Below are 21,321 nucleotides of genomic sequence, written 5' to 3' on the forward strand. Positions count from 1 at the left end.
CGACTCAGACAAGCACCGGCTGGCGCGCGATCTCGTCCTGGCCGAAGACGCGGCGATAGCGGGTGATCTCCTCGGCGGGACCGGTGGCCTTGTTGGCGTTGTCGGAGAGTTTCACCGCCGGCTTGCCGTTCGCCTCGATCACCTTGCAGACCAGCGAGATCGCTTCGAGCCGATCGTTCTTGCCGTCCGGCGCGCAGTCCCGGAAATCGTTGGTGACATTGGTGCCCCAGCCTATCGAGAGGTTCACGCGGCCGCGGAAATGGCGGACCGCATCCTCGATGGTGTCGATGTCCATGCCGTCGGAAAGCACGATCAGCTTCTCGCGCGGATCGAGCCCGTGCATGGCCCACCAGGCGATCGCCTCTTCCGCGCCTTCGATCGGCGGCTTCGAATCGGGGCGGATGCCCTTCCAGCTCAGGATCCAGTCGGGCGCGTTGCGCAGGAAGGCCGTGGTGCCATAGGTGTCCGGCAGGATGACGAGCAGATTGCCGTCATACATCTCGGCCCAGTCCTTCAGTACCTTGTAGGGAGCTTCCACGAGCGCCTCGTCGCTGTTCGCCAGCGCCGCATAGACCATGGGCAGTTCATGCGCGTTGGTGCCGATCGCCTCAAGACCGGCATCCATCGCCATCTTGACGTTGGAGGTGCCGACGAAATTGTCGCCAAGTCCCTCCTGCAGCGCCTCGACGCACCATTTCTGCCAGAGAAAGCCGTGGCGCCGACGGGTGCCGAAATCGGCGATCTTCAGCGGCCCCTCGCGGCCAAGAAGACGGAGTCGCTCGATCTTGCCCCAGAGCTTGGCCTTGGCCTTGGCATAGAGCACGTCGAGTTCGAAGCGGCTCATGCCCGTCATGGCCGAGCGGGCGCGCAATTCGCTGACGATCGCCAGCGCCGGCACCTCCCATAGCGTGGTTTCGCACCAGGGACCCTCGAACAGCAATTCATACTGGCCGTCCGGAGTGCGGCGCAGATCATATTCCGGCAGGCGGAAGTCCTCGAGCCAATCTAGAAAGTCGGGCTTGAAGATCTGCTTCACGCCGTAGAACGTGTTGCCGGCCAGCCAGATGAGTTCGTTCTTCTGGAAGCGCAGCGTTCGCGCATGGTCGAGTTGGTCACGCAATTCACGCTCGTCGATCGAATCGGCGATGCGGACGGATTTGGTCCGGTTGATCAGGCCGAACGTGGCGCGAACGTCCGGCGAGCGCGCCCGGATCAGCTGCAGCATCAGGAACTTGTAGAAATCCGTGTCGAGCAGCGTGCGGATGATCGGGTCGATCCGAAAGCCGTGATTATAGACGCGGGTCGCGACGTCGAGCGTCATGAAATGTCCGTATGGCCAAGCGGAGGGGCCAAGGCTGCGGCGCCCTCCGGTAAATCCGCGGCCGGGGGTTCGGCCGTCCGCCCTCACGCTTGAAGCGGTTCAGATAGTCAATCAGGCTCGGGCGCGCCCTGCAAGGGCGGCCAGCATCGCCGATCTGGCAATCGCCGCCGCCATCGGCCATATAGAAGCCAACGAATTTTGGGCGCGGCCATGACAATCCCCTTCGCCAAGATGAACGGCATCGGCAACGAGATAACCGTGGTCGACCTCCGCGCGGCCGGTCGTCGCCTGGACGCCGAGACGGCGCGCCGGCTCGCGGCTGATCCAAAGACGACGTTCGACCAGCTGATGACGATCGAGCCGCCGCGGACGCCCGGCACCGACGCCTTCATGACGATCTTCAACACCGATGGTTCGATGTCCGGCGCCTGTGGCAATGGCACGCGCTGCGTGGCGCTGGTCCTGTCGCAGGATCTTCGCCGCAGCGACGTCGTCCTGGAGACCTCCGCCGGGCTGCTGCTGGCGCAGGCAGAGAGCGCGGCGCGCATCACGGTCGATATGGGAACGCCGCGCTTCGACTGGCCGTCGATCCCGCTCAGCGAGCCCTTTGCCGACACGCGGGCGATCGAATTGCAGATCGGGCCGATCGACGCGCCGATCCTGCATTCGCCATCGGTCGTCAATGTCGGCAATCCGCATGCGATCTTCTGGGTCGACGATGTCGAGGCCTATGATCTCGCACGGATCGGGCCGATGCTCGAACACCACCCGATCTTCCCGGAACGCGCCAATATCTCGCTGGCGCAGGTGACCTCAAAGGGTTCGCTGCGACTTAAGGTCTGGGAGCGCGGCGTGGGGCTGACGCTGGCTTGCGGCTCCGCTGCCTGCGCGGCCGCCGTCGCCGCTGCGCGCACCGGCCGGACAGGGCGAACCGTCGACGTCGCGCTGCCGGGGGGCATGCTGACCATCGAATGGCGCGGCGACGACCACATCCTCATGACGGGGCCGGCCGCCTTCGAGCATCGCGGTACGCTGGCGCTGGGTGAGACGATCGCGGTGACGCTCGCCGATGTGCCACCGATTCCGGCTTGAGGGTGGCCTTTTCGGCTGCTTTCCGCCATAGAACGGCGCCATGACCCTCGATGTTGTCACCTTTGGCTGTCGCCTGAACACGCTCGAATCCGAAGTGATGCAGATGCGTGCCCGCGAGGCCGGGCTGGATGATGCCGTGCTGGTCAATACCTGCGCGGTGACCAGCGAGGCGGTGCGCCAGGCGCGGCAGACGATACGCCGGCTGCGGCGGGAGCGGCCGGCTTCACGGATCGTGGTGGCCGGCTGCGCGGCGCAGATCGATCCTGCGAGTTTCGCCGAAATGGTGGAAGTCGACCTCGTGCTCGGCAATGCCGAGAAGCTCGACGCCGGCGCCTACCAGATATCCGATTTTGGCATCCCTTTGGAAAACAAGGCGAAAGTCGCCGACATCGCCGAACTGCGCGAGACGGCAGGCCATCTTGTTGCCGGCATGGATGGGCACACGCGGGCCTTTGTCGAGATCCAGAATGGCTGCGATCATCGCTGTACCTTCTGCGTCATTCCCTATGGCCGCGGACCCTCGCGCTCGGTGCCGATGGGCGCCGTCGTCGAGCAGATCCGCAGTCTCGTTGCCGGCGGGCATGGCGAGATCGTGCTGACCGGCGTCGATATCACCGCCTATGGCGCCGATCTGCCGGGCCAGCCGACACTCGGGACGCTCGTCGGCAAGATCTTGAAACTCCTGCCGGAATTGCCCCGCCTCCGCCTTTCTTCGCTCGACACGATCGAGGTCGACGCGGCGCTTCTGCGCGTGATCGGCGAGGAAGAAAGACTGATGCCGCATTTTCATCTCTCGCTGCAATCCGGCGACGACATGATTCTGAAGCGCATGAAGCGCCGGCATTCGCGATCCGAGGCGCTGGCCTTCTGCGCGCGCGTGCGCCAGCTTCGCCCCGACGCCGTGTTCGGCGCTGATCTGATCGCCGGCTTCCCGACGGAGAGCGAGGCGATGTTCGAGAATTCGTTGCGCCTTCCAGAGGATGCGGGGCTCACCTATCTGCACGTCTTCCCGTTCTCGCCGCGGCCCGGCACGCCCGCCGCCCGGATGCCGCCCTTGGCGAAATCGCTGGTGAAAGAGCGGGCTGCCCGGCTGCGCGCCGAAGGCGAGCGCCGGCTCGGCGCCTTCCTCGACGGTGAGGTCGGGCAGATCCGGTCCGTGCTGATGGAGCGCGGTGGTACCGGGCGGACGGAACATTTCGCCCCGGTGCGGCTCGGCGGCGTGCCGGCCGGAGATATCCTTGCCGTCCGGATCGACGCTCGCTCCGGCGGCGAACTGACCGCTTCCCCGATCGAGAAGGCTGCCTGACGCGATGAGTGACGAGAAGAAGGGCTTCTTCCGACGCATATTCGGCGGCGGCGAGACTCCCACCGAGACGAGGGTCGAGGTGCCGGAGGTGGCGCCGCCCGAACCGGTGCCGGCTGCCGAGCCGGTGGTGGAGGAAAAGCCGGCAACGGCGGCCGAGCCGAGGCTCTCCTGGTTCCAGCGGCTCAAGGCTGGCCTGTCGCGGTCGTCGAATGCGATCTCCGACAGCATCGCCTCGGTGTTCACCAAGCGGAAGCTCGATGCGGCGACGCTGGAGGAATTCGAGGATGTGCTGATCCAGGCCGACCTCGGCGTCTCGACGGCGAGCGCCATCACGGCGGCGCTCGCTAAGGGGCGTTTCGATAAGGAGATCGAGGGCGAGGAGGTCAAGACGATCCTCGCCGAGGAAGTCGCCAAGGTTCTGGTTCCCGTGGCGCGTCCGCTGGCGATCGATCCGAGCCGCAAGCCGCATGTCATCCTCGTCGTCGGCGTCAACGGCACCGGCAAGACGACGACGATCGGCAAGCTCGCGGCGAAGCTCACCGCCGAAGGGCGCTCGGTCATGCTCGCGGCCGGCGACACGTTCCGCGCCGCCGCGGTCGAGCAGCTGAAGATCTGGGGCCAGCGCACCGGCTGCACCGTGATGTCGCGGCCGACCGGTGCCGACGCGGCCGGGCTTGCCTTCGACGCGCTGAAAGAGGCGCAAGCGAATGGCACCGACGTTCTCCTGATCGACACAGCCGGGCGGCTGCAGAACCGCACGGAGCTGATGGCGGAACTGGAAAAGATCATCCGCGTCGTCAGGAAGCAGGATCCGACCGCGCCGCATACCGTGCTGCTGACCCTCGACGCGACGACCGGTCAGAACGCCCTGCAGCAGGTCGAGATATTCGGCCGCGTCGCCGGGGTGACGGGTCTCGTCATGACCAAGCTCGACGGCACGGCGCGCGGCGGCATCCTGGTGGCGATCGCAGCCAAATACGGCCTGCCGATCCACTTCATCGGCGTCGGCGAGGGCGTCGACGATCTGGAGCCGTTCGAGGCCAATGACTTCGCCAGGGCAATCGCCGGCCTCGCCGTGTGAAGGAAGCCCTTTATGCGGAGGCCGATCGGCACTATGTCGGTCTGGCCACCAGACGAAAGCCCTCCATGACCGCCCTTTTCGAACGCGCGCCGAATGATCCGAAGCACAAGGATCTCAATCCGATCCTGAAGCTCGTGTTGGAGCTCGGCCCGCTCGGCGTCTTCTTCTTCGCCAATGCCCGCCTCGATATTTTCTGGGCGACCGGCTCGTTCATGGTGGCGACGCTGGTGGCGCTCGCCGTCTCCTTCGCGCTAACGCGGCGCCTGCCGATCATGCCGGTCGTCACGGGCGTGGTGGTCGTCGTGTTTGGCGGACTGACGCTCTATCTGCACGACGAGACCTTCATCAAGATGAAGCCGACCATCGTCAACACGCTGTTCGGCGCGGTGCTGCTCGGCGGGCTCGTCTTCGGCAAGGCGCTGCTCGGCTATGTCTTCGATTCGGTCTTCCACCTGACCGACGAAGGCTGGCGCAAGCTCACCTTCCGCTGGGGCCTGTTCTTCCTGCTGCTCGCGGTGTTGAACGAGGTGATCTGGCGCTCGTTCCCGACCGATGTCTGGGTCAATTTCAAGGTCTTCGGCATCATGCCGCTGACCTTCCTGTTCACGCTGGCGCAATTGCCGCTGGTCAACCGGACAAGCATTGAGCAGAAGCCGGCGGAGTAGGGCGAGGCATCAGCTTCGCCTCGGCATTCGGTCTTACCCGCCCTTGAGCACCTTCTCGATCTCCGGCATCAGCTTAGTGGCGAGGCTTTCCTCGCTGAGCGGGCCGATGAATTTGTAGCGGATGGTGCCGTCCGGGCCGAGCAGGAAGGTTTCCGGAACGCCATAGACGCCCCAGTCGATCGCCGTGCGGCCGTTCGTGTCGACACCGATGGCGGCGAACGGATTGCCGAGCTGGCCGAGGAAACGGACGGCGTTTTCGCTCTGGTCCTTGTAGTTGATGCCGACGAGGCGGATGCGCGGGTCGGCAGCGAGCGTCTCCAGGATCGGGTGCTCCTCGCGGCAGGGCGCGCACCAGGACGCCCAGACATTGACCAGCGTCGGTTTGCCCGTCAGTTCCGCCGTGTCGATGCCGGGGAGGTTCACACCATCCAGGGCGGGGAGCTTGGTCGCCGGCGCCGGCCGGCCGATCAGAACCGAGGGCACGAGCGAGGGATCGCCGCCCTGTTCAAGCCGGTAGAGGAAGACCGCGGCGAGCGCCAGGAAGATGGCGAGTGGCGACAGGATAAGGATCCAGCGGCCGGGCGGCCGGCGCCGGTGGGCTGCTTCGTCCTGCGGGGAAGGAGCGGTCATGACGCGCCTCCGCTCTTCGCGGCGGAACGGCGGCGAATGCCGCGTGCCTCCAGCTCGGCTAGGCGGCGGCGCTGGGCGCGGCCATCCAGAACGATCCAGAGCGCCAGCGCGGCAACGATCAGAACCGTCGCGCCATAGGCGGCGAGAATGAAGCCCGCATGCGCGCCGAGATCGATCACGCGGCGGCTCCGGAAACCGAGGCGACGGCGACGAGCTGCAGCGCGCGGATGCGGCGGCGCAGGATCTCGTTGCGCATCGCCATGATCGTGAGCGTCAGAAACAACAGCGTCGCGCCGATCGCGCAGATGAAGAGCGGATAGAGCAGGCTGGCATCGATGGTGGAGCCGCCCATGCGGAAGACCGAGGCCGGCTGGTGCAGCGTGTTCCACCAGTCGACCGAGAATTTGATGATCGGGATATTGACCGAGCCAACCAGGATCAGCACCGCGGCCACGCGGCCGGCGCGGTTGGGGTCGTCGACGGCGTTCCAAAGCGCGATCAGGCCGAGATACATGAGGAAGAGAACGAAGACCGAGGTCAGCCGCGCATCCCACACCCACCAGGTGCCCCACATCGGCTTGCCCCAGAGCGAGCCGGTGATGAGCGCGATCAGTGTGAAGGCGGCGCCGATCGGCGCGGTCGCCTTGGCTGCGACATCGGCCAGTGGATGGCGCCAGACCAAAGTTCCGAGCGCGGAGACAGCCATCAGCCCATAGCCGAACATGGAGAGCCAGGCGGCCGGGACGTGGATGAACATGATCTTGACCGTCTCGCCCTGCTGATAATCCGGCGGAGCGACGAACAGCGCCAGATAGAGACCGATGCCGAGAACGATCGCGGTCGCCGCCCAGAGCCAGGGCAGCCAGCGGCCGGCGAGCGTCATGAAGCGGGTCGGGTTGGCAAGGTCGATCAGGGCCATGCCCACCTCAATAGAAGGGGCGCCGTCTTCCTGCAATGTTCTGCTGCTGCAGTGCAATCAAATTGCTGCGTGCGCAGGGCCATTGTCTGTCCTCGATCCTTCGGATAGCGCTATTCCGTCGACGCACTGGGGCGTTTCGCGCGGCTCGGTCCGAGCCGCCGGTAGGGTGGCGCTGTCGCCATGGAACAGGCGGTTGGTGTGTCCAGCCGCCGGCTTATCGCGCCTCCGATCCAGGAGGTCGATCTTGCGGGAGGAGCAAGATATGAGACTATCACGACGGAATTTGTTGCTCGGCGGGTCGGCCGCCCTGGCAGCGGCCAGGACGACAAGCGCCCTTGCCTTTGACGGGCCGATCCGGGACATCGTCGAAGACAGCGATGCCTTCCGGGCGGCCTCGGCTGCCTATGTGTTTGGGTACCCTCTCGTCACCATGGAGCTGACGCGGCGGGTGATCACCAATTCCGCGACCGTGGAAGGCACGCGCGGCCCGATGGGCACGCTGATCAAGCTGCGCAGCTATCCCGATGCCAGCTTCCGCGACGTCACCGCTCCGAACGCCGATACGCTCTACACGACAGCTTTCCTCGACGTAGGCGACGAGCCCTGGGTGGTCAGCATCCCGGACATGAAGGGACGATATTTCCTGCTGCCCTTCCTTTCCGGCTGGACGGATGTGTTCCAGGTTCCGGGTTCGCGCACGACCGGAACAGGCGCCCAGACGTTCCTTGTTACCGGCCCCGGCTGGAGCGGGACGGTTCCTGATGGAATGACTCAGCTCAAGTCGCCGACCAGCATGGTCTGGATGCTGGGCCGGATCTATTGCACCGGCACGCCGGAGGACTATGCCGAGGTCCATGCGCTGCAGGACCAGTTCAAGCTCTATCCGCTGAGCGCGGAGGGCAAGGACTACATGCCGCCGCCGGGCAAGGTCGATCCGTCGATCGACATGAAGACGCCCGTGCGCGATCAGGTCAACGCGCTCGGTACGGCTGAATATTTCAGCCTGCTCGCCGAACTGATGAAGCGCAACCCGCCGGCTGCCGCGGATGCGCCGGCGCTGGAGACCTTCAAGGAGATCGGCCTCGTACCGGGCCAAGCCTACGACGCCAAGGCGCTCGACAAGCGTTGGGACAAGCGTCTGCCGTCGCTCTCCTTTGATCGGATCATGCTGCATTTCGAGGACAGCCACGGCGATATTCAGAACGTCAATGGCTGGGGCTATACGACGAAGGCCGGCCTCTATGGCACGAACTACCTTCAGCGCGCCCTCGTCACCGCCATCGGCCTAGGCGCCAACCGGCCGCAGGATGCCGTCTATCCCACCTCGCTCAAGGACGACCACCACCGCCACTATGACGGGGCGAGCCAATATGTCCTGCGCTTCCCGGCCGGACAGCTGCCGCCAGTCAAGGGTTTCTGGTCGCTCACCATGTATGACGAGGCGATGTTCTTCATCGCCAACCCGCTCAACCGCTATTCGATGAGCGTGCGCACCAACCCGGTCTATGAGGCCGACGGATCGCTGGTGATCTATATCCAGAACGAAAGCCCCGGTTCGGCGAAGGAAGCCAATTGGTTGCCCGCTCCCAAGGGGCGCTTCAACCTGATGCTGCGCCTCTATTGGCCCGACGAGAACAACCCCTCCATCATTGACGGTTCGTGGGTTATTCCGGCCGTCACCAAGGCTGGTTGAGGAGCCTTTCGCCGGTAGTGCTTTTGTCTCCGCGGCCCGAAGGCCGCGGAGCATTTCGGCTCTGGTGGGTTCAGTTCGTCGCCTTGGTCGTGATCACGTTGAACGAGGCCGGCTTCAGCTTGATCTTCAGCTTTTCGCCGTCGATCTCGATATCGGGGTTCGCCTTCGGCGCCACGGTGTTCGGCGCTTCCTTGCTGTTGACCGCCTTCAGGTTCGAATGATGGATCTCGATCGCCGAGACGAGCGAGCGATCCGTGCCGAGGCCGCGCAGCTCGACATCGAGATCGAGCGGATCGGATAGGCTGCGGTTCAACGCGAAGATCGTCGTCGTCCCGTCGGCCGGATTGTCGACTACCGTCGCATAGAGATAGGGGATCTCCGGGAACGATTTGGCGCTGTAGGAGGGCGATTCCGCCACCGCGCGCATGACGCGGCCATGGCCGAATTTCGAGGCGAGCGCGAAGGGGTGGAAGATCGTCTGCCGCCAGGCATCGCCGCCGGTCTCGGTCATGATCGGGCCGATGACGTTGACGAGCTGGGCAATGCAGGCCGTTTTCACGCGGTCGGCATTGTTCATCATCGCGATCAGGGCGCCGCCGACGACCAGCGCGTCCTCGGCATTGTAGATCTCCTCGATCAGGGGCGGCGCCTCGGGCCAGCCGGGCTTGCGCATATTCTCGATCTTGTGGGTCTTGTACCAGACGTTCCACTCGTCGAAGGACAGCATGATCCGCTTCTGCGAGCGGCGCTTGGCGCCGACGGCGTCGCAGATCGCCACGACTTCCTTGATGAAGGCGTCCATCAGCTCGATGACGCCGAAATATTCGGCGGTCGAGTCGGCGTTATTGTTGAAATAGGTGTGCAGCGAGATGAAGTCGACCTCGTCATAGCAATGCTCCAGCACCTGGTATTCCCAGGAGCCATAGGTCGGCATGTTGCGATGGGAGGAGCCGCAGGCGGCAAGCTGGATGGTCGGGTCGACCCAGCGCATCACCTTGGCCGTTTCCAGTGCGACGCGGCCATATTCCTCGGCGGTCTTGTGGCAGATCTGCCAGGGGCCATCCATCTCGTTGCCGAGGCACCAGAACTTGATGTCGTGCGGCTTCTCGTAGCCGTGGGTCTTCCTGAGTTCCGAGAGTGTCGAGCCGCCGGCATGGTTGCAATATTCGAGGAACTGGCGCGCCTCGTCGGGGCCCTTGGTGCCGAGATTGACGCCGAACATCGGCTCGATGCCGGCCTTCTTCGACCAGTCCATGAACTCGTTGGTGCCGAATTGGTTGGTCTCCGTCGAGAACCAGGCGAGGTCCCGCCGCACCGGCCGCTCGTCCTTCGGGCCGACGCCGTCTTCCCAATTGTAGCCGGAAAGGAAATTGCCGCCGGGATAGCGGATGATGGTGGGGCCGAGTTCGCGCGTCAGCTCCAGCACGTCGCCGCGAAAACCCTGTTCGTCGGCGGTCGGGTGACCGGGCTCGTAGATGCCGCCATAGACGCAGCGGCCCATATGCTCGACGAACGCGCCGAACACGCGTCTGTCGAGGTCGGAAAGGACGAAGTCCCGGTCGACGATCAGGCGGGCTTTCAACATGGAAATGGTCTCTCGGCTCTTTCGGGTGGGAGGGGGCCGGCACCGGGGCACCGGATTTCGTGGGAGGTTAGCCCTTGATGCCGGCGGATAGCGTGATCGCCTCGGTCACCCGCCGCTGGAACAGAAGGTAGGCGACCGCGACGGGGAGGGAGGCCAGGACGGCACCGGCGAGGAGCCTCGCGTAATAGACGCCGAAGGCATCCTGGACGGACGAGATGCCGACCGTCACCGTCATCATCTTCTCGCTCTGGGCGGCCAGGAAGGGCCACAGGAACGAGTTCCAGGCGCCAATGAAAGTGATGATCGCGAGCGCCGTCGTCACGCCCCAGTTCATGGGCAGGAAGATCCGGAACAGGAGCTGGAATTCGTTGGCCCCGTCCACCAGCGCCGCCTCGCGAAACTCGCGCGGGACTGAATCGAAGAACTGCTTGTAGACGATGACCGTGACCGGGGCGATCAGCATCGGCAGCACCATGCCGGGATAGGTATTCACCAGCTTCACGCTCGCTATGATCATGAAATGGTTGACGATCAGCGCGGGGACCGGGACCATGAAGCTCGCCAGGATCATCCACCACAGCGCCGTCCGCCCGGGGAAGCGGAGCTGCGAGATCGCATAGCCGCAGCATGCCGCCATCGCGACGACGAGGATCGTCACCGATATCGAGACGATGGTCGAGTTCACGTACCAGATCGGCAGGCTGGAGTTCTGGATCAGGTAGAGATAGCCGTCGAGCGTCGGCTGCAAGGGCAGCGCGCTCATGCTCTTGACCGTCTCGTCCTCGGTCCGGAAGCTCGTGACGAGCGCCCAGTAGATCGGGAAGAACCAGATGCAGGCGGTCAGGACCGTCAGCGCCGTCAGAAGCAGGGCGCTGATGCCGGCAGCTCCGTGACGGCGGCCGGGGCCCTGCACGTCCACTTCCACGACCGCGCTCATGTCGCCCTCCGGATACGAGCCGCCTGGAACTGCAGAACGGAGAACGCCACCACGATGATGAATAGCGCCACCGCGATCGTCGCGGCATAGCCGCCATTGTTCTTCTGGAAGGCCTGCTCGAAGATGTACTGGACGAGCACCATGGTGGCCTGCGTCCGGCCGCCCCGCGAGAATAGATAGACCTGGTCGAAGATCTTCAGCTGCAGGATGAGCTGGATGGTCAGGCAGAGTACCGTTACGGGCCAGATCAGGGGCCATGTGATCCGGAAAAACACCTGCACACGCGACGCGCCGTCGAGCTCCGCCGCTTCGTAGATTTCCCGCGAGATGTTCCTGAGTCCGGCCAGGAACAGCAGGATCGAGAAGCCGTTGGTCCACCAGATCGTGATGATGGCCATAGTGGGCATGAACCAGGGAATGGTTCGCCGCACATTGACGGGGTGGCCGACGATTGGCTGGATGACGTTCTGGAGCACGCCGAACTGGACGTTGAACAGCCAGTCCCAGAGGATATAGACGACCGAAACGGGAAGGACGTAGGGCAGGAAGAACATCGCCAATATGATGCTCTGGAACCAGCCGTTGAGGCGGCTCACCATCAGCGCGATCGCGAGCGCCACCGCCGTGCCCGGCACGACGGTCAGAATCACGAAATAGGCAGTGTTCCAGACGGCGACCCTGAAGATGCGGTCGTTGAAAAGCCGCTGGTAGTTCTTCAGCCCCGCCCAGGTTCCCTCGCCGATGAGCGGCGCGTTCATCAGGCTCAGATGGACCATCTGGATCGTGGGATAGATGAACATCCATCCATAAAGCGCGACGAACGGCGCGATCAGCACCAGCGCGGCGAATATCTCATTCTTGCGGGTTTTGAGCATCATGTTCGTCGCGATGCGTAGCTCCTCCGGACGGCTCGTCCGGAGGAGCTACTGTGATCTACTGAAGGTCGGTCAGCGTATCGCGGAACTCGGTGACCGCGGTGGTCACATCGATCTCGCCGTTGATGGCGGGTGTCAGCGAATTGCCGGCCGCGTCGAAGAGCGGTGAGGCGACACCCGCGAACTTCGACGTCGGATCGTAGATCATGTTGGCCGTGAGCGGCGCGTAGGTCGCCTGCGGCTGCAGCGCCTTGTACTCGGCGGAGTCGGTGACCGCCTTGTTCGCCGGGATATGGCCGGCGGTGGCCCAGAACAGCGCGTGGTCCTCCATCCACTTGATCACTTCGAGAACCGCGGCGTGCTTCTCGGGCGTCTGCGCCTTGCCTACATTGTTCGGGATCGCGAAGGTGTGCGAGTCCGAGTAGGTGCATGGGTGATCGAAGAAGACCGGCAGTTCGACGGCGCCCCAGTTGAACAGCTTACCCTGCTTCTGGAGGTCGACCATCGTGGGAACCTCCCACACGCCGTTGATCATCATCGCGGCGTCCCCGTTGGTGAAGAGCGCGACGGTCGACGGATAGTCGGTGTTCTTCGGGGTTGCGCCGTTCTTCACCCAGTCGGCCTCGACCTGCACGGCGTTGACCATCTTCTGCAAATTGTCGCCCGGGAGCCAGTTGCCGTCGCTGCCGGCCGTTCCACCCTGCTGGCACAGCAGCGAATAGAAGGTTCGGTAGGCGAAGCTGCCGTCAGCGGTGACGGTCGAGAGACCGTATTTGGTGCCACCGTCCTGGAGCTTTTTCAGCGCCGCGGCGAAATTGTCGACGCCGTTCAGGCCCTTCGGCAGTCCGTCATCGCCGAGCAGTCCGGCGGCGGCGAGCTTGTCCTTGTTGTAGTAGAGCACGATCGGATGCTGGTCGAACGGCACGGCATACTGCTTGCCGTCGACATGCACCGCTTCCCAGGGCGCCTTGGCGAAACTCGCCTCGCCAAGGCCGATGGTCTTCATGTCGTCCGGCGTGATTTCCACGAGAACGTTCTGGCTGACACCGAGCGGAATGCGAGACGAATGATAGGTCATGATGTCTGGGCCCTCGCCGACGGCGGCGGAGGTCTGGACTTTCGAGTAGAACGGCACGCCCCATTCGAGCGTGGTGCCCTGGATCTCGATCGAATCCTTGTGGTCGTTGTTGAAGTCCTCGATGAGCTTCTTCATGCGCACGCCGTCGCCGCCGCCCAGGAAGTCCCACCAGACCACGGTTTCCTTCGCCTGCGCGCCGACCGTGAACGCCAGCAACGCTGCCGTCGCGAGCGTCTTTCCGAGAATGCCTCGTATCATGCCGTTTCCTCCTCCTCTGGGTCGCTTTTTTGGGCCTTCCATCAAGGCCCGTCCTCCGGCGACGTTCTGCTGCGCCCGGCTTTGCCGTGACGCCCCGCTCCGGCCACTCCCCGGCCGGCGCAATGCATAGAAATCCCGTCGGCGGCCATGACGGTCGCCGTTGCTGTCGTCTTGCGAAGATGGTTCGGGAGAGAGCGCTCCTCCGGGTCACGCGATAGCGATTTTTCCCGACGACCTTTCCCTAATTCCTCCCAATGGTATTATCATATGCGTCGGATCATGGTTTTGAACGGCGCCTTTGTCAACCAGCCGATGCGCCCGCACGCAGGTGGGATCGATAACGGTGGCTGGAAAACGAGAAAACGCGTAGGGGAACAGGCGTGTCGGGAGAGCGCGGTATGCTGGAACGAGAGAGCCTTGCCGTCGGTACGATGAGCGCCCAGGTCGCCAACCACCTGGGCGTGCGCGTCGTCTCGGGCGACTTCGCGCCGGGCTCGTCGCTGCCGATCGAAAGCGAGCTCTGCGAATATTACGGCGTGTCGCGTACGACAATTCGTGAGGCCGTGAAGAACCTCGCCGCCAAGCGGCTTATCGAGGTTTCGCCGAAGGTCGGCACGCGCGTTCTGCCCTTTGCGGAATGGAACCTTCTTGACCGCGACGTGCTGGCCTGGCGGCTGCAGACGCAGTTCGACGGCAAGATCGTCGAGGATATTTTCGAGATGCGGCTATGCTTCGAGCCGCGGGCCTCTTTCCTTGCGGCGCGCGACGGCACGGCCGAAGACCATGCGCTGATCGACCATCATTTCTTCGAATTGGCGTCGGCGCATGAGCAGAACCTGCCGATCAAGACGACGTCGGAATCGGCGCTCGAATTCCATCTCGCCATCATCAACGCCTCGCATAACGGCCTGTTCGTGACGATCGGCAGCGCCGTCAAATCGGCGCTGCGTGTTTCGTCGGAAAGGCTGCAGCGCCATGCGGGCCGGCCGAGCGAGGACATCGCGCTTCACGACGCGGTGCGCAGCGCGATCGTCGGCCGGCGGCCGGCCGAGGCGGCGCGGGCGATGGAACATCTGCTCGCCGCCGCCCGGGAGCGGCTTCTGCCCCTCACCGTCGACGCGGCCGAATGATCAATTCGAAACGACGGGCAACCCGGCGCGGATCCAGGCGCGAATTCCGCCGCGCAGGTGCCGGGTGATGGGAACGCCGGCCGCAAGGCTGGTATGGACGGCGTGGGCCGAGCGGCCGCCGACGGCACAATAGAAGACGATCGGCGGCTCGCCTTGAGGAAGGGTCGCCGGGTCGAGGCGCGACAGCGGGAACAGTTCTCCACCCTCGATATGCGCGGCGTCATATTCATGCGGCTCGCGCACGTCGATCAGCCGGATTTCGCCGGCCGCCAGCAGCTCTGCGACTTCGTCGGGCTCGAGTTCGACGAGGGTCGGGGTCGGGGCCATGATGGAGAGACCTTTCTCGGCTTGCGGGGGCTTGGGAACCCGTCTGGATGTCGCCGCAAGGATTGCAGTGGCGACCGCAGGTAGGGACGAACGGCGCCGCGTCAAGTCGCGACTGGGTGGCTCCAGGATTGCGTCGTCGTGGTGATGGGTGCGCCGCGCCGCGCCGCCTCGTCCATCGTCAGCGCCAGATAATGGTCCTGCGCCGCCTCGGCAAAGGAATAGAAGGAACGGCCGGTCTCGACATAGGTCTTCATGCCGTCGAGACAGGCAGCCACGGCGATCTCGTCATCGCTGAAGCGAGCTTCCGCATAGGGGTTGCGGTAGACCCACTCCGCCCCGGCGAGAATGCCGTCGTGGCGATAGTCCTCCAGATTGGCGAAATGTCCGGTGTCACGACGCTCGAAACGCAGGAACATCGGCGAGCGCTGGTCGATCAGATAGCGGATCTCGTCGCCGGAGATCTCGCCGCGCTCGCCGCGGATGGTGAGACGAGGCGAGCGGATCCAACCGTGATACTGGTCGCCCGTGAAGTCAAACAGCCCGATGCGGTCGCCAAAGTCGAAACTGGCGATGGTCTGCGCCGACGGCACGATTTCCAGGGTCGCGGGCGGGCGATAGCGGTCCGGGCTCCTGACGATGGGCAATTCGACCGCCCGCGCCGAGATGGTAGCGTTCTCGAAGCCGACGCCCAGATATTTCCGGATCAGGCTGGTGCCGTGATAGCCATGGGCGACGGCGACATGGGCGTAGCTCGGTGTACCGATCCGACCGCTCGCGATGAAGGCAAGCCGCGCCGCATGGCTCGGCTGGAGGAAATATTGCTCGGCGACTTCCACCCTGGCGCCAGCGGCGACTAGAGCGGCGACGCGGTCCAGCCCGGCCATGTCTTCGGCGGGCGGCGTCTCGGCGAGGATCGGCATATTGCGCGCTGCCAGGGCCTCGATCTGGTCGACGACGACGGCGCGCGGCACCGAGACGACGGCAAAGCGCGCGTCGGCACGCTCGGCCATCTCGTCGATAGAGGCGAAGGTCGGGATGCCCCATGCTTTGGCATAGGCATCGCGCTTCTCGGCACTGCGGGAAACGAGGCCCGTCACGGCGAAACGCTCGGGCAGGCTCGCCGCGATACGAAGAAAGAACTCGCTGCGCCAGCCGGTGCCGACGATTGCGAACGGATAGGGCGCCATGCCGAATTTCCTTGAGCTGAATCGCCGCGCCAGATTCGGCTGGTGCGCCTCGTTCGCAAAGTAGGGGTAGGCGGAGGCCCTGAACAGGGGTTTGGCGGGGCAAGGGCGCGGCGGCTTGACACGGCGTTTAAGATCATAATACTTAAGACAATGCTTAACCAATCATCGGCACTCGATCATCTGTTCCAGGCTTTGGCAGACCCGACGCGGCGGGTCATGGTCGAACGGCTTTGCCGGGGACCGGCGTCGGTCACCGAGCTTGCCGCGCCCTTCTCGATGTCGCTTCCGGCCGTCGTCCAGCACTTGCAGGTGCTGGAATCCAGCGGTCTGGTCCGCTCGGAGAAAGTCGGGCGGGTTCGGACATGCCGCATCGAGCCAGCAGCGCTGCGCGCGGCGGAAGGCTGGATCCAGCAGCGGCGCACGATGTGGGAGCGCCGCCTCGACCGGCTCGGTGATTTCCTCGCCGAGAGCGGCGAACCAGCCAAGACGATCCAGGGAGAGGAACCATGAAGCGATCCGCGGTCCACGCCACGTTCGTCATCGAGAAACACTATCCCGCGCCGCCCGAGCGGGTCTTCGCCGCCTTTGCCGATCCGAAGCTGAAGGCGCGCTGGTTCGTCGGCCCGCCCGAATGGGGGCAGGGACGGCATGAGCTCGATTTTCGTGTCGGTGGCCGCGAGATCAGCAGCGGCGGCCCGAAGGAAGGACCGGCCCATCGGTTCGAGGCGCTCTATCAGGACATCGTTCCCGACGAGCGGATCGTCTTCAGTTACGACCTGCATCTTGGCGACAGCCGCATCTCCGTCTCGCTGACGACGGTCGAGTTCGCTGCCGACCTCTCCGGGACGAAGCTCACCTTCACGGAGCAGGGCGTCTTTCTCGACGGATATGACGATGCCGGAAGCCGCGAGCACGGCACGCGCGAATTGCTGGGTCAGCTGGGCGCCTCGCTTGCCCATGGCGACGCGGTGAACTGAGGCCTACCAAGGAGGAGATCACCATGACCGACGAGAGGATCGTATCGCTAGCCCGCTCTTATTTCGACGCCTTCCAGAATGCCGACCGCGGGGCGATGGAAGCGCTGCTCGGGCCGGATTTCACCTTCACCAGCCCGTTCGACGACCGGATCGACCGGGATGCCTATTTCGAGCGATGCTGGCCGCATGCCAGCTCGTTTCGTTTCCGCGAGGACAAGCGGATCTTTGTTCAGGGGAATGAGTGCTTCGTTCTCTATGAGACAGAGGGCAAGCCGGGCGGAACCTTTCGCAATGCGGAGCTGTTTCGTTTCGAAGGTGAGCAACTGCGTTCCGTGGATGTCTTTTTCGGCTTCCTGCCGAAGGAGATCCTGAAGGTGTCAGGTTGAGCCGACGATAGGGAGGGAAGCGATGCCCAAGGTCATTTTGTCGATGTTCATGAGCCTCGACGGCTTCATTGAGGCGCCGAACCACGAACTGGTACCGCCGGACTGGTCGGACGATCTGAACCGATACTGGGTGGACGCGAACCTCGCGACAACCGGGACAATCCTCTATGGCCGCGTCGCCTATCTGATGAACGCAGCGTTCTGGCAGCCGGCCGCGACCGATCCGGACAGCCCGGCCGCGAAGATCGACCATGCCCCGACCATGAATCGCCTGCCGAAGGTCGTGTTCTCGAAGTCTCTGGCTGAGCCACTCTGGGACAACTCGCGGATCGTGCGCGGCGATGTCGCGACGGAGATCGCGCGGCTGAAGGCCGAGCCGGGCGGCGACATCGTGATGTTCGGCGGCGCCGACATCGCCTCGCACGGCATTCGGGAGCGACTATTCGACGAATACCGCTTCATGATCACACCCCTTGTTCTTGGCGCTGGCAATCCGCTGTTTCGCGGCAGCCATCATCGCTTCAAGCTGGAGCTTCTGTCCTCGCGCCAGCTCGATACAGGCGCCATGATCCTTCATTATCGCGATCCGCACTGACGGGCCGCGGCTTCCCTCTGACGGGTCGTGCCGCGCGGCTGGACTTCGCCGCAATCTCAAGCTATCGGGTCGGGCCGGGCCGCCACGGTCGTTCCCGATCGCCCAGTGACGTGTCCGCTCGCGCTTGAGAGGCAGCCGGCCATCGATTTCCGGCGTGCGGAGATCGAGTATGAACCAGCCTCTGATCGTCGCCAGGCCCGGCGATCTCGTCCCCGATCTCAGCATCGTCGTCCCGACGTTTCGGGAGCGGGACAATGTCGCGCCGCTCGTGGCAAGGCTCGCGGCCGCGCTCGACGGGATTCGCTGGGAAGTGATCTTCGTCGACGACGATTCTCCCGACGGCACGATCGACGCCGTGCGCCAGATCGGCGCGCGCGACGGACGTGTCCGCGCGATCCGCCGGGTGGGCCGTCGCGGCCTCGCCGGCGCCTGCATAGAAGGCATGCTGTCGGCCCAGGCTCCGGTCGTCGCGGTGATCGACGCCGATCTCCAGCATGACGAGACCGTCCTGCCGCGAATGCTTGCCCAGATCCGCGCCGGTGCCGAGCTCGTGGTCGGCACGCGCTATGCCGCGGGCGGCGAGGCCTCGGCGTTCAGCGCCCGCCGCAGCGCCATGAGCCGGTTCGCCACCGATCTCTCGAAGAAATTCTTCACGATCCGCACGTCCGATCCGATGAGCGGCTTCTTCATGCTGCGCCGCGACGTGATCGAGGCTGCGGCGCCTCGCCTGTCGAACCAGGGCTTCAAGATCCTGCTCGACATTCTGCTGACGTCGGGGTCCGACATCCGCATCGCTGAAGTTCCCTATTCCTTCTCGGCTCGCCAGCACGGCGAGAGCAAGCTCGACAATCAGGTCCTGGTCGATTTCGTCGGTCTGCTTCTGTCGAAGGCGAGCGGCGGTCTCATTTCCATACGCTTCGTCCTGTTCGGCCTTGTGGGCGTGCTCGGGCTCTTCGTGCATCTGCTGACGCTGCGCATCGTGCTGGGCGCTGGTGGCAGTTTCGTCCTCGGCCAGACAGCCGCGACGATCGTGGCCATGACCTTCAACTTTGTCGTCAACAATTTCCTGACCTATCGCGACCAGCGGTTGACGGGCTGGGCGATGGTGCCAGGGCTCCTGAAATTCTACGCCGTCTGCGGCCTCGGCGCTGTCGGCAATGTCGGCGTCGGCAGCTGGGTGTTTCACGAGACGGCCCGCTGGTGGGTGGCGGGTGTTGCCGGCTCTGTCGTTGGTGCGATCTGGAACTATCTGCTCAGCCGATCCTTCGTCTGGAAGAGCAAGGCGTGAGCTGGATTCACACCCAAGGTGACAGCGAAAGAACGGCGCTCTGGCTGATCGGCCTGCTCGTCCTCGGCCGCCTCGCCATCGGTGCCTTGACGCCGCTGACGCCGGACGAGGCCTATTACGCGCTCTGGGCGCGCAGCCTTTCGGCCGGCTATTACGATCATCCGCCGATCATCGCTTTCTTCATCCGCGCGGGCACGTCTTTGTTGGGTGAGACACCGCTGGGCGTGCGCCTCTTCTGCGTGCTGTCAGCGATCCCGGCCAGCGCCTTCGTCTGGCGCGCAGCGGCGATCCTGACCGCCGACCGACGCGCGGCGCCCCTCGCCGCTCTCTTCTTCAATCTGACGCTGCTCGGCTATTTCGGCATGGTGGTAGCGACGCCGGATGCGCCGCTCATTCTGTTTGCTGCCGCGATGCTCTATTGCGCGGCGCGGCTGACGACGAGCGATCATCTCGCGCATTGGCTCGCCATGGGTGTCGCCACCGGCCTTGCCTTCGAGGCCAAATATTCTGCCGCGCTGCTGGCGGCCGGCTTTTCGGTGGCCGTGCTGATCACCCCGCAATGGCGTCGCCAGCTACTGGGGCCAAAGCCCTGGTTGGCCCTCTTCGTGTCGGTTCTTTTCTTTGCGCCCAACATCGCGTGGAACGCCACGCATGGATGGGCGACGTTCCTCAAGCAGGGCGGGCGCGTCACGGAGGAGCAGCCCCTCGCGCCCCGCTATATCCTCGAACTGGTCGGCGCGCAGCTCGGCCTGGCAACCCCCTTCATCTTTGCACTCGCGGTCATCGGCTTGATCCCCGCGGCGGCGGCCGCCTATCGCTCGCCTGCGGCTCGAAGGCTGCTGCTTGCCCTTCTGATCGTGCCGACAGCCTATTTCCTGTTCCACGCGCTCCGCGCCCGCGTCGAGGGCAACTGGCCTGGCTTTCTCTATCCGGCGCTGGCGATCACCGCTGCGGCGGCAACGAGCCGTGAGGCCGGCGGCGTGCGGGGCTTTCTTTCGCGGTTCGCTGCTCCCGTGGCACTCGCCATCGTCATCTTCGGATCGATCTATGTCGTCGCGGGGCCGCTGCCGGCGCTCGGGCGAAAGGATCCTATCCTGCGCATGACGCGGGGCTGGAACGAGCTGGCCACCGAGATCCGCGTCCTGGCGAGGGAAAACGGCGCCGGCTACGTCGTTACCCATGACTATCAGCTCAATGCCGAACTCGCGCTGCTGCTGCCGGAACTGAAGGTCGCGCAGGCCAATGACCGCGAGCGCTATGCGACGCTCGCCGAGCCGAGGCCCGAGGCGTTCCGGGGGACCGGCCTCATGGTGATGCGGTCCGAGCTTCCCGGCGACTTCAAGGTCCCGTTCGCGACTATCACCTCGCTTGGCACCGTCGACCAACGCTATGGCGACGCGGTCATCACGCCGTTCCACATCTACCGGGTCGATATATCGCCCGATTCCTGAGGCGTGGCCGGCTGGTCGCAGAGCTCGGCCTGGCCTGGACGGCAGAAGGCTGCGTGCAGAGCCTCAACGACTGTGACGACCTCTGGGCGCGTGATGCGGTAATAAACCGTCGTGCCCTCGCGACGGGATTCCACCAGCCCGTCGGCGCGTAGCCGCATCAACTGCTGCGACATCGGTACCTGATCGATGCCGAGCTCCTGCCGGAGCTCCGCCACCGACTTCTCCGCCCCCCCCAAAGCGCAAAGCGTCAGAAGCCGCTGCGGATGCGACAGGCTCCGCATCAGTTCGGCTGCCTGTTCGGCTGCAGGGATCATATCTATGACATTCATAGTCTTGAATTTAAAACCTTTGAATGTTATGTGCAAGCTCGAAGTCGGAGGCAGGAGCCACGCCAATTCTCGCCGTTCACCCGATGGCGTCAAGGCGACATATGCCGTCCGGATCGGTGCCGTCGGCCCAAGCATTGATGAATGCACCGGATGGATTGATCGCGCGCAAGGCGCTCAATGGTCGGTTCGTAGAAATAGAAGTTGACGCTGT

General features: G+C 64.4%; 23 protein-coding genes. 12 read left to right on the forward strand and 11 right to left on the reverse strand.

From position 1 onward, the window contains the following. Positions 1–4: 4 nt before the first annotated feature. A complete protein-coding gene (gene pncB / locus OSH05_RS10155) occupies positions 5–1,321 on the reverse strand; it encodes a nicotinate phosphoribosyltransferase (protein WP_104221630.1) in 1,317 nt (438 codons plus the stop codon). A 210-nt stretch (positions 1,322–1,531) separates the two neighbouring features. On the opposite strand from pncB, the gene dapF reads away from it, so the two are divergent. The 4 genes from dapF to OSH05_RS10175 all read left to right on the forward strand — a co-directional run bounded on the left by dapF (position 1,532) and on the right by OSH05_RS10175 (position 5,465). Then, on the forward strand, positions 1,532–2,413 hold the full coding sequence (dapF, locus tag OSH05_RS10160; protein ID WP_104221636.1) for a diaminopimelate epimerase: 882 nt from the start codon (positions 1,532–1,534) through the stop codon (positions 2,411–2,413). A gap of 40 nt (positions 2,414–2,453) precedes the next feature. Continuing rightward, positions 2,454–3,719, forward strand: coding sequence for a tRNA (N(6)-L-threonylcarbamoyladenosine(37)-C(2))-methylthiotransferase MtaB (mtaB, locus tag OSH05_RS10165; protein WP_104221629.1), 1,266 nt, complete (start codon positions 2,454–2,456; stop codon positions 3,717–3,719). A 4-nt stretch (positions 3,720–3,723) separates the two neighbouring features. Next, positions 3,724–4,800 (forward strand): signal recognition particle-docking protein FtsY, encoded by a 1,077-nt coding sequence (gene ftsY, locus OSH05_RS10170; RefSeq protein WP_266352148.1) that lies wholly within the window; start codon positions 3,724–3,726, stop codon positions 4,798–4,800. A 65-nt stretch (positions 4,801–4,865) separates the two neighbouring features. After that, positions 4,866–5,465: a septation protein A gene (locus OSH05_RS10175; protein ID WP_104221281.1), complete on the forward strand. Its 600-nt coding sequence runs from the start codon at positions 4,866–4,868 to the stop codon at positions 5,463–5,465. Positions 5,466–5,498: 33 nt separating this feature from the next. Here OSH05_RS10175 and OSH05_RS10180 read toward each other — a convergent pair whose 3' ends face one another. The 3 genes from OSH05_RS10180 to OSH05_RS10190 are packed head-to-tail and all read right to left on the reverse strand — an operon-like array spanning position 5,499 to position 7,014. Continuing rightward, on the reverse strand, positions 5,499–6,095 hold the full coding sequence (locus OSH05_RS10180) for a DsbE family thiol:disulfide interchange protein (protein ID WP_104221282.1): 597 nt from the start codon (positions 6,093–6,095) through the stop codon (positions 5,499–5,501). Further along, entirely contained in the window at positions 6,092–6,274 is a 183-nt protein-coding gene (gene ccmD, locus OSH05_RS10185) for a heme exporter protein CcmD (protein ID WP_266352149.1), read from the reverse strand. The genes OSH05_RS10180 and ccmD overlap by 4 nt, the downstream gene beginning before the upstream one ends. Beyond that, positions 6,271–7,014, reverse strand: coding sequence for a heme ABC transporter permease (locus tag OSH05_RS10190; protein ID WP_104221283.1), 744 nt, complete (start codon positions 7,012–7,014; stop codon positions 6,271–6,273). The genes ccmD and OSH05_RS10190 overlap by 4 nt, the downstream gene beginning before the upstream one ends. A gap of 262 nt (positions 7,015–7,276) precedes the next feature. Here OSH05_RS10190 and OSH05_RS10195 point away from each other — a divergent pair, with 262 nt between their 5' ends. Then, positions 7,277–8,707 (forward strand): DUF1254 domain-containing protein, encoded by a 1,431-nt coding sequence (locus OSH05_RS10195; RefSeq protein ID WP_104221284.1) that lies wholly within the window; start codon positions 7,277–7,279, stop codon positions 8,705–8,707. A 70-nt stretch (positions 8,708–8,777) separates the two neighbouring features. Here the strand turns inward: OSH05_RS10195 and arfA are convergent, their stop codons facing one another. From arfA to OSH05_RS10215, 4 genes are all read right to left on the reverse strand, one after another. After that, on the reverse strand, positions 8,778–10,289 hold the full coding sequence (arfA, locus tag OSH05_RS10200) for an arabinosylfuranosidase ArfA (RefSeq protein WP_207778832.1): 1,512 nt from the start codon (positions 10,287–10,289) through the stop codon (positions 8,778–8,780). A 70-nt stretch (positions 10,290–10,359) separates the two neighbouring features. Beyond that, the gene (locus tag OSH05_RS10205) at positions 10,360–11,229 is read right to left on the reverse strand and encodes a carbohydrate ABC transporter permease (RefSeq protein WP_104221286.1); all 870 of its coding nucleotides are present in this window, start codon (positions 11,227–11,229) and stop codon (positions 10,360–10,362) included. After that, on the reverse strand, positions 11,226–12,104 hold the full coding sequence (locus tag OSH05_RS10210) for a carbohydrate ABC transporter permease (RefSeq protein ID WP_165801729.1): 879 nt from the start codon (positions 12,102–12,104) through the stop codon (positions 11,226–11,228). Before OSH05_RS10210 ends, OSH05_RS10205 begins: the two co-directional genes overlap by 4 nt. Before the next feature lie 58 nt (positions 12,105–12,162). Next, positions 12,163–13,437, reverse strand: a complete 1,275-nt coding sequence (locus OSH05_RS10215) for an extracellular solute-binding protein (protein WP_407660388.1) — start codon at positions 13,435–13,437, stop codon at positions 12,163–12,165. A gap of 401 nt (positions 13,438–13,838) precedes the next feature. Between OSH05_RS10215 and OSH05_RS10220 the strand changes: the two genes are divergently transcribed. After that, positions 13,839–14,570 carry a FadR/GntR family transcriptional regulator gene (locus OSH05_RS10220; RefSeq protein ID WP_266352150.1) on the forward strand — a complete coding sequence of 244 codons (732 nt, stop codon included), beginning with the start codon at positions 13,839–13,841 and terminating at the stop codon, positions 14,568–14,570. Here OSH05_RS10220 and OSH05_RS10225 read toward each other — a convergent pair whose 3' ends face one another. Further along, positions 14,571–14,897, reverse strand: coding sequence for a rhodanese-like domain-containing protein (locus OSH05_RS10225; protein ID WP_104221289.1), 327 nt, complete (start codon positions 14,895–14,897; stop codon positions 14,571–14,573). 101 nt (positions 14,898–14,998) lie between these two features. Further along, a complete protein-coding gene (locus tag OSH05_RS10230) occupies positions 14,999–16,084 on the reverse strand; it encodes a Gfo/Idh/MocA family protein (protein WP_104221290.1) in 1,086 nt (361 codons plus the stop codon). A gap of 150 nt (positions 16,085–16,234) precedes the next feature. Between OSH05_RS10230 and OSH05_RS10235 the strand changes: the two genes are divergently transcribed. From OSH05_RS10235 to OSH05_RS10260, 6 genes are all read left to right on the forward strand, one after another. Then, the gene (locus OSH05_RS10235) at positions 16,235–16,594 is read left to right on the forward strand and encodes an ArsR/SmtB family transcription factor (RefSeq protein WP_104221291.1); all 360 of its coding nucleotides are present in this window, start codon (positions 16,235–16,237) and stop codon (positions 16,592–16,594) included. After that, entirely contained in the window at positions 16,591–17,061 is a 471-nt protein-coding gene (locus tag OSH05_RS10240; RefSeq protein ID WP_104221292.1) for an SRPBCC family protein, read from the forward strand. The genes OSH05_RS10235 and OSH05_RS10240 overlap by 4 nt, the downstream gene beginning before the upstream one ends. A gap of 23 nt (positions 17,062–17,084) precedes the next feature. Continuing rightward, positions 17,085–17,447, forward strand: a complete 363-nt coding sequence (locus OSH05_RS10245) for a nuclear transport factor 2 family protein (protein WP_104221293.1) — start codon at positions 17,085–17,087, stop codon at positions 17,445–17,447. 22 nt (positions 17,448–17,469) lie between these two features. Beyond that, positions 17,470–18,042 (forward strand): dihydrofolate reductase family protein, encoded by a 573-nt coding sequence (locus OSH05_RS10250; RefSeq protein WP_104221294.1) that lies wholly within the window; start codon positions 17,470–17,472, stop codon positions 18,040–18,042. A gap of 169 nt (positions 18,043–18,211) precedes the next feature. After that, entirely contained in the window at positions 18,212–19,330 is a 1,119-nt protein-coding gene (locus tag OSH05_RS10255; RefSeq protein ID WP_104221295.1) for a glycosyltransferase, read from the forward strand. After that, positions 19,327–20,781: an ArnT family glycosyltransferase gene (locus OSH05_RS10260; protein ID WP_266352151.1), complete on the forward strand. Its 1,455-nt coding sequence runs from the start codon at positions 19,327–19,329 to the stop codon at positions 20,779–20,781. Before OSH05_RS10255 ends, OSH05_RS10260 begins: the two co-directional genes overlap by 4 nt. On the opposite strand, the gene OSH05_RS10265 is transcribed toward OSH05_RS10260, so the two are convergent. Beyond that, complete coding sequence (locus OSH05_RS10265) at positions 20,751–21,095, reverse strand: ArsR/SmtB family transcription factor (protein ID WP_266352152.1); 345 nt, start codon at positions 21,093–21,095, stop codon at positions 20,751–20,753. The two genes, OSH05_RS10260 and OSH05_RS10265, sit on opposite strands and share 31 nt — an antisense overlap. Between the last annotated feature and the right edge of the window lie 226 nt (positions 21,096–21,321).

The sequence above is a fragment of the Kaistia algarum genome, from assembly GCF_026343945.1.
In the GTDB taxonomy this organism is placed as follows: Bacteria; Pseudomonadota; Alphaproteobacteria; order Rhizobiales; family Kaistiaceae; genus Kaistia; species Kaistia algarum.

What these genes read in the sequence shown, in the direction of transcription:
- OSH05_RS10180 (WP_104221282.1), bottom strand. Translation starts at nt 6,095, where the DNA reads ATGACCGCTCCTTCCCCGCAGGACGAAGCAGCCCACCGGCGCCGGCCG.
- OSH05_RS10205 (WP_104221286.1), bottom strand. Translation starts at nt 11,229, where the DNA reads ATGAGCGCGGTCGTGGAAGTGGACGTGCAGGGCCCCGGCCGCCGTCAC.
- OSH05_RS10175 (WP_104221281.1), top strand. Translation starts at nt 4,866, where the DNA reads ATGACCGCCCTTTTCGAACGCGCGCCGAATGATCCGAAGCACAAGGAT.
- OSH05_RS10240 (WP_104221292.1), top strand. Translation starts at nt 16,591, where the DNA reads ATGAAGCGATCCGCGGTCCACGCCACGTTCGTCATCGAGAAACACTAT.
- mtaB (WP_104221629.1), top strand. Translation starts at nt 2,454, where the DNA reads ATGACCCTCGATGTTGTCACCTTTGGCTGTCGCCTGAACACGCTCGAA.
- OSH05_RS10225 (WP_104221289.1), bottom strand. Translation starts at nt 14,897, where the DNA reads ATGGCCCCGACCCCGACCCTCGTCGAACTCGAGCCCGACGAAGTCGCA.
- OSH05_RS10235 (WP_104221291.1), top strand. Translation starts at nt 16,235, where the DNA reads ATGCTTAACCAATCATCGGCACTCGATCATCTGTTCCAGGCTTTGGCA.
- pncB (WP_104221630.1), bottom strand. Translation starts at nt 1,321, where the DNA reads ATGACGCTCGACGTCGCGACCCGCGTCTATAATCACGGCTTTCGGATC.
- OSH05_RS10220 (WP_266352150.1), top strand. Translation starts at nt 13,839, where the DNA reads ATGCTGGAACGAGAGAGCCTTGCCGTCGGTACGATGAGCGCCCAGGTC.
- ftsY (WP_266352148.1), top strand. Translation starts at nt 3,724, where the DNA reads ATGAGTGACGAGAAGAAGGGCTTCTTCCGACGCATATTCGGCGGCGGC.
- OSH05_RS10265 (WP_266352152.1), bottom strand. Translation starts at nt 21,095, where the DNA reads ATGATCCCTGCAGCCGAACAGGCAGCCGAACTGATGCGGAGCCTGTCG.
- OSH05_RS10255 (WP_104221295.1), top strand. Translation starts at nt 18,212, where the DNA reads ATGAACCAGCCTCTGATCGTCGCCAGGCCCGGCGATCTCGTCCCCGAT.
- OSH05_RS10245 (WP_104221293.1), top strand. Translation starts at nt 17,085, where the DNA reads ATGACCGACGAGAGGATCGTATCGCTAGCCCGCTCTTATTTCGACGCC.
- OSH05_RS10250 (WP_104221294.1), top strand. Translation starts at nt 17,470, where the DNA reads ATGCCCAAGGTCATTTTGTCGATGTTCATGAGCCTCGACGGCTTCATT.
- OSH05_RS10195 (WP_104221284.1), top strand. Translation starts at nt 7,277, where the DNA reads ATGAGACTATCACGACGGAATTTGTTGCTCGGCGGGTCGGCCGCCCTG.
- OSH05_RS10190 (WP_104221283.1), bottom strand. Translation starts at nt 7,014, where the DNA reads ATGGCCCTGATCGACCTTGCCAACCCGACCCGCTTCATGACGCTCGCC.
- OSH05_RS10210 (WP_165801729.1), bottom strand. Translation starts at nt 12,104, where the DNA reads ATGCTCAAAACCCGCAAGAATGAGATATTCGCCGCGCTGGTGCTGATC.
- dapF (WP_104221636.1), top strand. Translation starts at nt 1,532, where the DNA reads ATGACAATCCCCTTCGCCAAGATGAACGGCATCGGCAACGAGATAACC.
- OSH05_RS10230 (WP_104221290.1), bottom strand. Translation starts at nt 16,084, where the DNA reads ATGGCGCCCTATCCGTTCGCAATCGTCGGCACCGGCTGGCGCAGCGAG.